Origin of the sequence: Streptomyces sp. NPDC044984, from assembly GCF_040646935.1 — a bacterium.
GTDB lineage: Bacteria > Actinomycetota > Actinomycetes > Streptomycetales > Streptomycetaceae > Streptomyces.
In genome coordinates, this window is the sequence record NZ_JBEZBE010000022.1 from 114755 (window position 1) to 127469 (window position 12715).

Here is a 12715-nt window from a genome sequence, read left to right on the forward strand (position 1 = left end):
CTCCGCCGCGTGGGCGCGATCAACCACAACGCACCCGCACCTGACAATGATCCACACCACGCACCCGGGATCCATTCGGCACCCGGCGGAGCCGTGCGGCACAATCGCACACGATGAGCACCTACCGCGACTTCACCGCCCCCATCGGCTCCCGCCGCGCCCCGGTCCTGAGAACCGTCGGCACCCGGGAGCGCCGCTCCCACCTGACGGCGCCCCGTGTCCCGACGGTGGGCATCGACATCGGCGGCACCAAGGTCATGGCGGGCGTCGTCGACGCCGACGGCAACATCCTGGAGCGGCTGCGCACGGAGACCCCGGACAAGTCCAAGAGCCCCAAGGTCGTCGAGGACACCATCGTCGAACTGGTGCTGGACCTGTCCGACCGGCACGACGTGCACGCCGTCGGCATCGGCGCGGCCGGCTGGGTCGACGCCGACCGCAACCGCGTGCTGTTCGCCCCCCACCTGTCCTGGCGCAACGAACCGCTGCGCGACCGCATCGCCGGCCGCCTCGCCGTCCCCGTCCTGGTGGACAACGACGCCAACACCGCGGCCTGGGCCGAGTGGCGCTTCGGCGCCGGCCGCGGCGAGGACCACCTCGTCATGATCACGCTCGGCACCGGCATCGGCGGCGCGATCCTGGAGGGCGGGCAGGTCAAGCGCGGCAAGTACGGGGTGGCCGGCGAGTTCGGCCACATGCAGGTCGTCCCCGGCGGTCACCGCTGCCCCTGCGGCAACCGAGGCTGCTGGGAGCAGTACAGCTCCGGCAACGCGCTGGTCCGCGAGGCCCGCGAGCTGGCCGCCGCCGACTCGCCGGTCGCCTACGGGATCATCGAGCACGTCAAGGGCAACGTCGCCGACATCAGCGGCCCGATGATCACCGAGCTGGCCCGCGAGGGCGACGCCATGTGCATCGAACTGCTCCAGGACATCGGGCAGTGGCTCGGCGTCGGCATCGCCAACCTCGCCGCCGCCCTCGACCCCTCCTGCTTCGTCATCGGCGGTGGCGTCTCCGCCGCCGACGACCTGCTGATCGGCCCCGCGCGGGACGCCTTCAAGCGGCAGCTGACCGGTCGCGGCTACCGCCCCGAGGCCCACATCGTCCGCGCCCAGCTCGGCCCCGAGGCCGGCATGGTCGGCGCCGCCGACCTCGCCCGGCTGGTCGCCCGCCGCTTCCGCCGCGCCAAGCGTCGCCGCGTCGAGCGGTACGAACGCTACGAGCGGTACGCGGAGGCCCGCCGCACCACCCAGGAGTCGCTGTGAGCGACGAGTTCCCCCAGCGGACGGCTCTCCCGGGCGCGCCCCGCCCGGCCGAGGACCGGTGGCACATGATCCGCCGCAGGACGCTCACCCTGCTGATCATCGTGCTGCTCATCGGCATCCCGGCCGGGTACCTGGTGATCTCCGCGAACCAGAGCCGGGCCAGCGGCAAGGACAAGGAGGCGAAGTACTCCGCGACCGGCCTCACCGAGGGCTGGCCGTCGAAGGTGCAGCGCCGCCTCTACCAGGTGCCCGTACCGCACCCCGCCTGGTGGGTGGCCTCCTACGAGACCAACAACTGGAAGACCAGCCGCCTCTACGTCGAGTTCGAGACCACCGACGCGGGCCTGAGCGCCTTCCTCACCAGCATGGGCGTGCAGCGGCACGACCTGAAGCAGGACGACATCACCATCGGCGAGCGCGACCGGGACGTCACCGGCTGGACGTTCGACGGACCCGGCACCTGGTCCGGCCTCGTCCACGAGCAGAAGGACCCGGCGCCCACTCACGACGTCGTCGTCAACCACAACAAACCGGGCTACCCGAGGGTGTACGTCGTCTCCCGCACCGTGCCCTGACCCCGCCCGCCCCACCGGCCGCCGGGACCGGTTGTCAGACCCCGCACCGTGCCCTGACCCCGCCCGCCCCACCGGCCGCCGGGACCGGTTGTCAGACCCCGCCCGTAGAGTCGGGGACGACTGATCCGAAGGACGGGCGGGAGGTGACAGGACGTATGGGCGAGCGGACCGTGACGGCCGGGCGGGACACCGCCGTGCCCGGCGGCGCGGACGGGGCGGACGTCCCCGTCCGGCTCGCGGCCGTCTTCCTCCCGGCACCCCTCCCGCGCGAGGGGCGCGTCGCCTTCTACGACCCCGAGGGCGGCCCCGCCGGCGAAGAGCCGCCCGGACCACCCGCCGCCTCCGTGTCCGCGCCGCGCACCGACCTCACCGTCGTCCGCCCGCACGGCACGGGGGTACGGCGGCGGACGGCCCCGGCGCTCCTCCTCCCCGTCGACGAGGCACTGCCGCTGCTGGTCCGCGCCCGGCACGATCCCGCGGCCCATCCCGCCACCGCCTGCTGGGGCGCCGCCGCCCTGCACGCCCTGCGGCTCACGGCCCGCGGACGGCTGCTGCCCGGACTGACCGCCACCGGCCACGACGCCTGGCGTGCCGGTCCGCTCGACCCCGACGACGTGGCGCACCTGCGCGCGGTGGCCGCCGCCCTGCCCCACGAGGGCCACGCCGTTCCGCTGCCCGGCCCCGGCCCCCTCCGGCTGCCCCGGCCGGAGGCGCTGGTGCGCGCCTTCCTGGACGCGGTCGCCGACACCCTGCCCCGCACCCCGGCCGCGCCGTACGCCTCGGGGCTCCCGTTCGCCGCGCGGAAGGCGCAGCGGCTGCCCGGCGCCCACGACTGGGCCGCCGAGGTCGCGGCCGGCATGGACGCCGGCGTACGGATCTCGCTCCGCCTGGACCTGTCCGCGTACGACCTCTTCGACACCGGTGAGGGAGCAGCCGGGGACGGGAGCGCCGGGCGGAGCGCGGGCGCCGCGATCGTGCAGGTGCACAGCCTCGCCGACCCGACCCTGATGGCCGACGCGGCGGCCCTGTGGGCGGGCGCGGCGGACAGCGCCTTCGGTCCCCGCGCACGGGTGGACGCCGCCCTCGCGGTGCGCCGCGCGGCCCGGGTCTGGCCGCCGCTGGACCGGCTCTCCGACCAGGACGCGCCGGACGTACTGGCCCTTTCCGAGGAGGAGCTGAACGACCTGCTGGGCGTGGCGGCCACCCGGCTCGCCGCGGCCGGGGTCGCCGTGCACTGGCCCCGGGACCTCGCCCAGGACCTGACCGTCACGGCGGTGGTCCGCCCCGCCCCCGGCTCGGCGAAGGACGGCACCGGCTTCTTCGAGAGCGGGGACCTGCTGCGGTTCGGCTGGCAGCTCGCCCTCGGCGGCGACCCGCTCACCGAGGCCGAGATGGACGACCTGGCCGAGGCCCACCGTCCCGTCGTACGGCTGCGCGACCAGTGGGTGCTGGTCGACCCCGCCCTCGTCCGCAAGGCCCGCAAACGGGACCTGGGGCTGCTCGACCCGGTCGACGCGCTGGCCGTCGCCCTCACCGGCCGCGCGGAGGTCGACGGGGAGACGGTCGAGGCGGTCCCGGCCGGCGCCCTCGCCACCCTCCGCGACCGCCTGACCGCCGGGGTACGGCCCGCCGAGCCGCCGCCCGGCCTCGACGCCACCCTGCGCGACTACCAGCTGCGGGGCCTGGCCTGGCTGGACCTCATGACCTCCCTCGGCCTCGGCGGCTGCCTCGCCGACGACATGGGCCTGGGCAAGACCGTCACCCTCATCGCGCTGCATCTGAAGCGGGCCCGAACCGAGCCGACCCTGGTGGTCTGCCCGGCCTCGCTGCTCGGCAACTGGCAGCGGGAGATCACCCGGTTCGCGCCCGGCGTCCCCGTGCGCCGCTTCCACGGCCCCGACCGCACCCTGGACGGCCTCGACGGCGGCTTCGTCCTCACCACCTACGGCACCATGCGCTCCACCGCCCCGGACCTGGCCGGGCGGACGTGGGGCATGGTCGTCGCCGACGAGGCACAGCACGTCAAGAACCCCCACTCCGCGACCGCGAAGGCACTGCGCACGATCCCGGCGCCCGCCCGGGTGGCGCTCACCGGCACCCCCGTGGAGAACAACCTCTCCGAGCTGTGGGCCCTCCTCGACTGGACGACCCCCGGACTCCTCGGCCCGCTGAAGTCCTTCCGCGCCCGGCACGCGCGCGCCGTGGAGACCGGCGAGGACGAGGAGGCCGCCGAGCGCCTCGCCCGCCTGGTCCGCCCCTTCCTCCTGCGGCGCAAGAAGTCCGACCCCGGCATCGTCCCCGAACTGCCGCCCAAGACCGAGACGGACCACCCCGTACCGCTCACCCGCGAACAGGCCGCGCTGTACGAGGCCGTGGTGCGCGAGTCGATGCACGCCATCGAGAGCGCGCAGGGCATGGGCCGGCGCGGACTGGTGCTGAAACTGCTGACCTCGCTCAAGCAGATCTGCGACCACCCGGCGCTCTACCTGAAGGAGGAGCACGCGCGCACCGGAGACGACCGGCTCGCGGCCCGTTCCGGCAAACTGGCCCTGCTGGACGAGCTGCTGGACACCCTGCTCGCCGAGGACGGCTCCGCCCTGGTCTTCACGCAGTACGTCGGGATGGCCCGGCTGATCACCGCGCACCTCGCCGGGCGCGCGGTCCCCGTCGACCTCCTCCACGGCGGTACGCCGGTGGCGGAGCGGGAGCGCATGGTGGACCGCTTCCAGAGCGGCGCGACCCCGGTCCTGGTGCTCTCCCTCAAGGCCGCCGGCACCGGCCTGAACCTCACCCGCGCGGGCCACGTCGTCCACTTCGACCGCTGGTGGAACCCCGCGGTGGAGGAACAGGCCACCGACCGCGCGTACCGCATCGGGCAGACCCAGCCCGTCCAGGTCCACCGCCTCGTCACCGAGGGCACGGTCGAGGACCGCATCGCCGAGATGCTGGAGTCCAAGCGCGCCCTCGCCGACGCGATCCTCGGTTCCGGCGAGGCGGCCCTCACGGAGCTGTCCGACCGTGACCTGTCCGACCTGGTGTCCCTGCGGAGGCCGGCATGACCTCCCGCCCCTCCGACCAGGCCCGCGAGGCCCTGCGCGCGGCCCGCGCACGGGCGACCCGCGAGCCGGCGGCCCCGGCGGCCACGGACACGCCGGAGCACCGGCCCCCTCAGGAGCAGTCGGCCGCCCCGGCCGTCCCGGCCCCCGGACAGCCCGACGGCCCCGGTCGCCCCGGCCGTGAGACCCGCCCGGGCGACGTGGCCCGCGAGGCGCTGCGACAGGCGGTACGGGCCCGGCGCGGCACGGCGGGGCCCGCCGACGCCACGGCCCCGGACCGCGAGGACACCGGCACACCCGCGGCGGAGGGCGAGGCACGTTCCGGAGAGGGGCCCCACGGCGACGGGCCGCCCCGTGGCGACGGGCCGCCCCCCGCGGACCCGTCGTCCGGGGACACGGAGGCCGCTGCCGACGGTGGTGCCGGACACCGCGCACCCCCACGCCCCGGGGACATCGCGCGGGAGGCGCTGCGCTCCGCGCGCGAGGAGGCGCAGCGGGCGCGTCCGGCACCCGGCGACCGCGCGGCGGACGCCGAGCCCCGTGAAGGACGCGCCCCGTCACCCCGCGTCCCGCGCACGACCCGCGGCGACCGGACCGCCGACGCCCGGGCCCGTGAGGTACGGGAGTCGCTCACGGACGCCTTCCGCATGCCCGAACCGGTGACCGAGCCGGTGACCGAACCGGAGGATCCTGACACCGACGTCACCCCCGGCCCGAGCGGCGCCCCCGCGGCCTCCGGCAACTCGCGCCCGCACGGCGGTCCTTCGGCCGTGGGCGCCCGGGACGGAGCCTCCGGAAGCGCCGAGCCGCCCGGTGTCCCGCGGGACACCGCACCGCCCGCACCCGCCGCACCCCGCTCCATGGCCGACCCCGCCCGCGACGGTGAGCTGCGCCGCACCTTCCCGGCGTTCCCGCCCCGAGCCGCGGACCGCGAGGGCTTCGCCGAGACCTGGTGGGGCGACGCATGGGTCACCGCACTGGAGGAGGGGGCGCTGGACGCGGCCCGGCTCGCCCGCGGGCGCGGGTACGCCGGGCAGGGGCACGTCGACGCCATCACCGTCACGCCGGGGCTCGTCCTCGCGTACGTGCGGGGCAGCCGCCCGCGCCCGTACCGCGTGCAGGTGCGGCTGCGGACGTTCACGGACGCCGACTGGGAGCGGTTCCTGGACGCCGCCGCCGACCGCCCCGGCCACATCGCGGCGCTGCTGGACAAGGAGATGCCCCAGTCCCTCGCCGACTGCGGGGTCCCGCTGCTGCCCGGCCCCGGTGACCTCGCCCCGCGGTGCAGCTGCCCCGACTCCGGCCACCCCTGCAAACACGCCGCCGCCCTCTGCTACCAGACGGCCCGGCTGCTCGACGCCGACCCGTTCGTGCTGCTCCTGCTGCGCGGACGCGGCGAGCGCGAGGTGATCGACGCGCTGTCCCGGCTCAGCGCCACCCGCGCGGCCCGCGCCGCCCAGGAGAGGGAACCCGAACCCCTGCCCGGCATACGGGCGGCCGACGTCCTCGCCCGACGCGACCGCGCCCTCCCCCCGCTCCCGGCCCCGTTGCCCCCGCCGCCGCACCCCGGGCAACCGCCCGTGTACCCCGCGTCCCCGAGCGGACCGGACCCGTTCGCGCTGGACCAGCTGGCCACCGACGCCGCCGCCCGCGCGCACGCCCTGCTCACCACCGGCCGCGACCCGGTCGGCCGGCTCACCCTCTGGCAGGACGCGGTGCGGCTCGCCGCCGCCCGTCCCGGTTCCGGCCTGACCGCGGCGACGCGCGCGCTGTACTCCTCCCTCGCCGGAGCCGCCGGCCGCACCCCCGCCGAGCTGGCGCGCGCGGTCGCCGCCTGGCGCCAGGGCGGCCCGACGGGCCTCGCCGTCCTCGAGGAACCCTGGGACCCGCCGGCCGGCCGCTTCGACCGCGCCCGCCCGCTCCTCCTCGCCGCCGACCTCCCCGCCTTCCGCCCCTGGCGCAACCACCTCACCCACCCACGGGGCCATGTCCAGCTCCGCCTCGGCCGCGACCACCTCTGGTACGCCTACGAGTCCGAACCGGGCTACGACGACTGGTGGCCCCGCGGCACCCCCGACCCGGACCCGGTGGGCGCCCTGACCGGTCTGGACGCACCGGGGGACCTGTGACGGCCCCAGGGGTCCTCAGCCCCGCCCGCTCCTGGGCGCCGACGACAAGGGCGTGTCGGTCTGCCTCGGTCGGTCGGCGTCAACTTCCCGTCGTACGCGGTGCCTTGTAAGTAAAGCCTGCCCGGGTGCCCCGTCCGCTCGACCGGAGCGGCATGGCCTTTTTGTGGACATGCCATGCGTGGGCATTAAGATCATCCAACCTTTGACCGAGGTGGATGGGAAGGTCCCTCTGTGCACGACCGCACGCCGATCGTCCCGGTTCCCGGCCGACGAGGATCCCGCATCAGACGACGAGCCCTGGCGGCAGGCCTGTTGGCCGCTCCCGTGTGCGCCCCGCTGCCCCTGCTCACCGAGGCCGCGGGGGCGTCGACCGAGGCGGCGGCGACGGCACGGCGGACGTCCGGCTCCCGCGCCGTCAAGGGTGACTCCGGCGGCCCGGTGCACACCGTCGACGGCAGCGGGCGCGCCTTCGCCAAGGGGATCATCTCCGGCGGCGGGGGTGGCGGCGACCACAGCGGCGGCCTCTTCGGCCCGTGCCGGCTGTACTTCACCGACATCGGGCCGGCCAACAGCACCTTCCCCGGCACCGTAGCGAGGTATTGACATGCGCCGAGCCTTGTTCGTCCCGCTGCTGGCGGTGGCCCTGACCGGATGCTCGGTCCTCGGCCGGGACACGCCGTGCACCGAGGCCGCCGCGGACTCGCAGGTGTCCGTCGTGTGGCGGCCCGCCGACTTCGGCGGGCCGGACGCGGCGAGACTCCGGCTGTGCGTGGACGGCACCTGCGAGGAGCAGGCGTCGGGCGGTTCCGACGACCCGTTCATGTCGCTGGAGGTCCGTCTGCCCGACGACGTCGGCGCGAAGACCGTGCCGGTGCGGCTCATCGTGACGTCCGCGAAGAGCGGTGACACGGTCGTCGAGGACAGCACCGGAGCCAAGCTGACGGAACAGCACCCCAACGGCACGTCCTGTCCGCCCACCGTCTGGACGGCGACGTTCCGGGCCCACCCCGCCGAGGGCCTCACCTCACCCAAGGGCATGAAGCTCCAGGGCTGAACCCCTGCGCGAGGCGTCTGTTCCCCGGTGCCACCGGGGAACAGACGCCTCGCTCCGCCAGAGGGCACCGGGGCCGAAAGCCGTGCGGGGACGAGGACGTCAGCGGTCGTACGACAGACCGTGCCCGGAGCGGAAGAGGACCTCGGCCGGGTCGTCGGCCCGCTGGACGGGCACGGGCAGCTTGCCGCGCGGTTCGACCCGGCCGGCGATCACCCGGGCGGCGGCGCGCAGTTCGACCTCGGTCCAGCAGTAGGAGACCAGTGAGGCCGGGACGCCGCCGAGGTGGGCGATGTCGTAGGGGTTGCGCACCGCGAGGTGGACGACGGGGACGCCCGTCGCGAGCAGCCGGGACACCAGGGTGCGCTGGGCGCTGGTGGCGCCGACGTTGTCGGTGGTGACCACCACCGCGTCCCGTCCCCGTGCGGCGGCCACGGCCTCGTCGATCTTCGCCGCGTCGGGCGCCCGGCCGGTGGCGAGGTGGGTGGTGCTGTAGCCCAGTTCGTCGAACGCCTTGGCCAGCTCGGGCACCGTGGTGCGGGTGTCGTCGGTCGGGAAGGCCGGGCTGGCGCCGACCACGAGCAGCTTCCTCTGCCCGCGGCGCAGCGGGAGCGCCCCGTCCTCGTTGACCAGCAGGGTGGTGGTGCGCTCGGCGATCCGGGCGGCGGCGAGCCGGTGCCCGCGGGCGCCGACGACCCGGTCGACCTCCTTCGGGGAGACGTAGGGGCTGCCGTCGAGCAGGCCGACCTTCTGCTTGAGCCGCAGGATGCGCAGGACCGACTCGTCGAGCCGGTCCTCGGTGATCTCTCCGCTGCGGACGGCGGCCAGGACGCCGTGGTAGGCGACGTCGATGTCCGGCGGGAACAGCAGCTGGTCGGCGCCGGCCTTGAGGGCGAGGACGGGCACGCGGTCGTCGCCGTACTTGGTGCGTACGCCCTGCATGTTGAGGGCGTCGGTGACGATCACGCCGTCGAAGCCGAGTTCGTCGCGCAGCACGCCCTGGAGGATCGCGGGCGACAGGGTGGCCGGTTCGTTGCTGGGGTCGAGCGCGGGGACCTGGAGGTGCGCGGTCATGATCGAATCGACGCCGGCGGCGATCGCGGCCTTGAAGGGCGGGGCGTCGATGCGGTCCCACTCCTCGCGGGTGTGGGTGATCACGGGCAGTCCGGTGTGGCTGTCCTCCCCGGTGTCCCCGTGGCCCGGGAAGTGCTTGGCGCAGGCCGCGACACCGGCCCGCTGGTAACCCGTCACCTGGGCCGCGACCATGCGACCGACCTCGCGGGCGTCGGCGCCGAAGGAGCGGACGTTGATGATGGGGTTGGCCGGATTGACGTTGACGTCGGCGACCGGGGCGAAGTTCTGATGGATGCCCAGGGCGGCGAGCTCGGTGCCCGATATCCGTCCGGCGGTGCGCGCGTCGGAGAGCGAGCGGCCCGCGCCGAGCGCCATCGCGCCCGGCAGTTGGGTGGCGCCGCTGCCGATGCGGACGTTGACCCCGTGTTCCTGGTCGATGGAGATCAGGGACGGGACGGGGGTGGGCAGGGCGAGCGAGGCCCGCTGCACACCGTTCGTCAAGTCCGCGACCTGACGGGGGTCCTGGATGTTGTTCGCCCAGCCGGAGAAATAGATGACACCGCCGATGTGGTACTTCGCGATGAGCTCGGCCACGGTGCGGACGCCGAGTTCCCTGAGGTTGCGGTCCTGGTCGAACTGACTGGGAGAAGTCGCCGACGTACCGTAGAAGTACGGCACGAACAGCTGGCCGACCTTCGCCTCGATGCTCATCCGGGAGATGATCTTCTTGAGGCGGTGGTCGCGCCCGTGCGCGGCCGCGGGGGTGGCCGTCACGCCCACGACACCCGTCGCGGCCCCGGCGGCCACGGTCGCGGAGGCGAGAACGGTTCGTCTGGACAGACTCCGGTCCTGCATGCGGACATGCTCCTTCCAGCCTTGCCGTGAAGGGAGTTGAAGGAAACGCGAAGACTCCGAGCAGGGGGAAACGTAGCCCTCGGATCACGGGCAGGACAAGAGGTCTAGACAAAATGAGGGCTGCCCCGCCCCGCGTGTGGGTGCACCGAGCCGGGCTGATACGTGAAAGAGGACAGCCGGGCACGACCGGGCACCGGGCAGGTGCCCAGGGTCGGTGTGCGGGTCGGGGTCCCGCGAGCGGTGAGGAACAGCGGGCCCTGGGCGCGGCCGGCGGTGAGCCGGGGCAGGAGCTGGGCGGTGCCTTCGTGCGGTCCGGTGGTGCCGGGCGGCGCTCGCCCCCGATCGCCGGGTCGCCGATGCCCCGGCCCTGGCGTCGTCGCCGGCCGATCGCCTTGTGCGCGATGGGCAGTTCACGGTTGACGGTGTCGGCGCCCGGGGCTGCGGACATCGCCGTCGGCTCCGGGCGACGGCGTCATGGCAGGTGGATGAGACGGCTTTCGTAGGCGAAGATCACGGCCTGGATCCGGTCGCGGAGTTCGAGCTTCTGCAGGATTCGCCCCAGATGGGACTTCACGGTCGCCTCCGCGAGGCACAGGGCGGCCGCGATCTCGCTGTTGGACAGGCCGCGGCCCACCTGGACGAGCACCTCGCGCTCACGGGCGCTGAGCCGACTCAGCCGCTCGTCGCGGCCGGCGCTGCGGCCGTCGGGGATGTGCGGGCGGAGCTTCTCCAGCAGGCGGCGGGTGATCCGTGGGGAGATCACGGCGTCGCCTGCGGCCACGCTGCGTACCGCGGTGAGCAATTCCTCGGGCCTGGTGTTCTTCAGCAGGAAGCCCGAGGCTCCGGCGTCGAGTCCGGCGAAGGCGTATTCATCGAGGTCGAAGGTGGTGAGGATCAGCACTCTGCTCTGCGGGGAGATCCGGATGACCTGCTGGGTCGCCTCGATCCCGTCGCTCCCGGGCATCCGGACGTCCATGAGGACGACATCGGGGCGCAGCTCCCGGGCGAGGCGGACGGCCTGGATGCCGTCCGCGGCTTCGCCGACCGGTGCCATGTCGGGCTGGGCCTCCAGGACCGTGCTGAAGGCCATCCGGAGCAGCGCTTCGTCGTCGGCGATCAGGATGCGGATCGTCATGTGGTCGCCGCCCCGCTGCTGTCGAGGAAGAGACGGGTATGGACTCTCCAGCCGCCGCCCGGAAGCGGTCCGGCCTGCAACTTCCCCCCGTAGGCGGCCGAGCGCTCGCGCATGCCGGGGATGCCGTGGCCGGATGGTGCGGCGCGGGGAAGCGGCGGGCAGGGGCCGCTGTCGATGACGTCCACCGCGACGGTCTCGGCTGAGCACAGCACCCGGACCTTCGCGTGTGTGCCGGTGGGCGTGTGCTTGAGGGTGTTGGTCAGGGCTTCCTGCACCAGGCGGTAGACGGTCAGTTGTGCGGTGGCGGGAATGTGCGCATGGCCGCCCTGGACCTCGAGGCGGGTCGGCAGCCCGGCGGCGCACATCTGGTCGGCGAGGGACTCCAGTTGTGCGATGCCGGGCATCGGATGGCGCTCCGCGTCCGGTTCGTCGGTCCGCAGGATGCCCAACGAGCGCCGCATGTCGGTCAGGGCCTGCCGGCCCGTCTCGGAGATCTGGAGCATCGCGGTGGTGGCCTTGTCGGGCGACCGGTGCTGCGCGTAGACGGCGGCGTCGGTGAGCGCGACCATGACGGACAGGTTGTGGGTGACGATGTCGTGCATCTCCCGGGTGATACGTGTCCTCTCCTCGGCGACGGCCAGCCGCGCCTGCTGGTCCTGTTGCTGCTCCAGGCGTGCGGCCCGTTCCTCCACGGCCGCGAGATAGGCGCGCGTGGTCCGCACGTTCACCCCCAGGACGGCGGCGGCGACGACCATCGCGGTCATCGCGACGAAGAGGGTCGGAAACGCGCCTTCCGCCGCCCAGCGCAGACAGGCCAGCAGAACGCCCGCCTCCACGGTGACACCGGCGACAAGCGTGCCGCGCCGACCCGAGTTCGCGGCCACCGTGTAGAGCGCCACCAGCAGGGCGATGTCCGCCGGCAGCTGGACGTCCATCAGCCACTGGACGAAGGCCGCGGACGCCACGGCGCCGAACACCATCAGCGGGGCCCGGCGCCGCCACACCAGGGGCAGCGCAAGGGCGGCGGTGAGGGCCACGGCCACCGGCAGCTCCCGCGGGGCGCGCATGGTCATGACGTTGACGAGGAGCAGCGTCGGCAGCAGCGAGTCCCACACCATGGGCGGCAGCCGGGAGCCCCAGCGCCGGGCGGCACTCACCAGGCGCACCGCACGTGCGGAGGCAAGGTCGGCGTACCTCGTCGGCCGCACCCGGCCCTGGTGACGCACCGGGTGGGCACGGCCGGACTCCGCGGCTGCCTCGGTCATCGCACTTTCCTGTCGATCCAGCATCATGGTGGCCCCCGGCAGGGGTCACCACCGCGTACAGCCGGGGCCGGGCCGGGTACGAGGAGGGCACGCCCCGCGTTCCCCGGCGTGAACCGCGGCCCTGTCACGGTAGGCCGCGGGCTCGCGAAACGCATGAGTCCACCGTCTGACGGCACCGCGCCGGGGTACGACCGCAGGAGGAGTCCCGCTTCCTTCCGCGGTCGCAAGGCGGCCGTTCACCCGGCGTGCTCGATTGCGACTCCGGTCGCACGGGCGGGATGCCCGGATGCCACTCCGGTCGCACCGGCGACAT

9 protein-coding genes are annotated in these 12715 nt (G+C 74.4%); 6 read left to right on the plus strand and 3 right to left on the minus strand.

Features of this window, described 5'->3' with window-relative positions; translation table 11 throughout:
- The first annotated feature begins 113 nt into the window (after nt 1–113).
- From AB0A94_RS23905 to AB0A94_RS23930, 6 genes are all read left to right on the plus strand, one after another.
- Nucleotides 114–1262, plus strand: coding sequence for an ROK family glucokinase (locus AB0A94_RS23905; RefSeq protein ID WP_361747374.1), 1149 nt, complete (start codon nt 114–116; stop codon nt 1260–1262).
- On the plus strand, nt 1259–1837 hold the full coding sequence (locus AB0A94_RS23910; protein WP_361747376.1) for a sugar kinase: 579 nt from the start codon (nt 1259–1261) through the stop codon (nt 1835–1837). Before AB0A94_RS23905 ends, AB0A94_RS23910 begins: the two co-directional genes overlap by 4 nt.
- Nucleotides 1838–1992: 155 nt before the next feature.
- The gene (locus tag AB0A94_RS23915; protein ID WP_361747378.1) at nt 1993–4896 is read left to right on the plus strand and encodes a DEAD/DEAH box helicase; all 2904 of its coding nucleotides are present in this window, start codon (nt 1993–1995) and stop codon (nt 4894–4896) included.
- A complete protein-coding gene (locus AB0A94_RS23920) occupies nt 4893–7022 on the plus strand; it encodes an SWIM zinc finger family protein (RefSeq protein ID WP_361747380.1) in 2130 nt (709 codons plus the stop codon). The genes AB0A94_RS23915 and AB0A94_RS23920 overlap by 4 nt, the downstream gene beginning before the upstream one ends.
- Before the next feature lie 231 nt (nt 7023–7253).
- Nucleotides 7254–7625 (plus strand): hypothetical protein, encoded by a 372-nt coding sequence (locus tag AB0A94_RS23925; RefSeq protein WP_361747382.1) that lies wholly within the window; start codon nt 7254–7256, stop codon nt 7623–7625.
- Nucleotide 7626: 1 nt separating this feature from the next.
- Nucleotides 7627–8076: a hypothetical protein gene (locus AB0A94_RS23930; protein WP_361747384.1), complete on the plus strand. Its 450-nt coding sequence runs from the start codon at nt 7627–7629 to the stop codon at nt 8074–8076.
- A gap of 99 nt (nt 8077–8175) precedes the next feature.
- Here the strand turns inward: AB0A94_RS23930 and AB0A94_RS23935 are convergent, their stop codons facing one another.
- From AB0A94_RS23935 to AB0A94_RS23945, 3 genes are all read right to left on the minus strand, one after another.
- Complete coding sequence (locus tag AB0A94_RS23935; protein ID WP_361747386.1) at nt 8176–10002, minus strand: glycoside hydrolase family 3 protein; 1827 nt, start codon at nt 10000–10002, stop codon at nt 8176–8178.
- A 472-nt stretch (nt 10003–10474) separates the two neighbouring features.
- Nucleotides 10475–11137 carry a response regulator transcription factor gene (locus AB0A94_RS23940; RefSeq protein ID WP_361747388.1) on the minus strand — a complete coding sequence of 221 codons (663 nt, stop codon included), beginning with the start codon at nt 11135–11137 and terminating at the stop codon, nt 10475–10477.
- Nucleotides 11134–12402, minus strand: a complete 1269-nt coding sequence (locus tag AB0A94_RS23945; protein ID WP_361747390.1) for a histidine kinase — start codon at nt 12400–12402, stop codon at nt 11134–11136. The genes AB0A94_RS23940 and AB0A94_RS23945 overlap by 4 nt, the downstream gene beginning before the upstream one ends.
- Between the last annotated feature and the right edge of the window lie 313 nt (nt 12403–12715).

Bases quoted from the DNA above. Each gene is read 5' to 3' on its own strand.
- AB0A94_RS23940 (WP_361747388.1), bottom strand. From the start codon at position 11,137: ATGACGATCCGCATCCTGATCGCCGACGACGAAGCGCTGCTCCGGATG.
- AB0A94_RS23905 (WP_361747374.1), top strand. From the start codon at position 114: ATGAGCACCTACCGCGACTTCACCGCCCCCATCGGCTCCCGCCGCGCC.
- AB0A94_RS23915 (WP_361747378.1), top strand. From the start codon at position 1,993: ATGGGCGAGCGGACCGTGACGGCCGGGCGGGACACCGCCGTGCCCGGC.
- AB0A94_RS23930 (WP_361747384.1), top strand. From the start codon at position 7,627: ATGCGCCGAGCCTTGTTCGTCCCGCTGCTGGCGGTGGCCCTGACCGGA.
- AB0A94_RS23945 (WP_361747390.1), bottom strand. From the start codon at position 12,402: ATGACCGAGGCAGCCGCGGAGTCCGGCCGTGCCCACCCGGTGCGTCAC.
- AB0A94_RS23935 (WP_361747386.1), bottom strand. From the start codon at position 10,002: ATGCAGGACCGGAGTCTGTCCAGACGAACCGTTCTCGCCTCCGCGACC.
- AB0A94_RS23920 (WP_361747380.1), top strand. From the start codon at position 4,893: ATGACCTCCCGCCCCTCCGACCAGGCCCGCGAGGCCCTGCGCGCGGCC.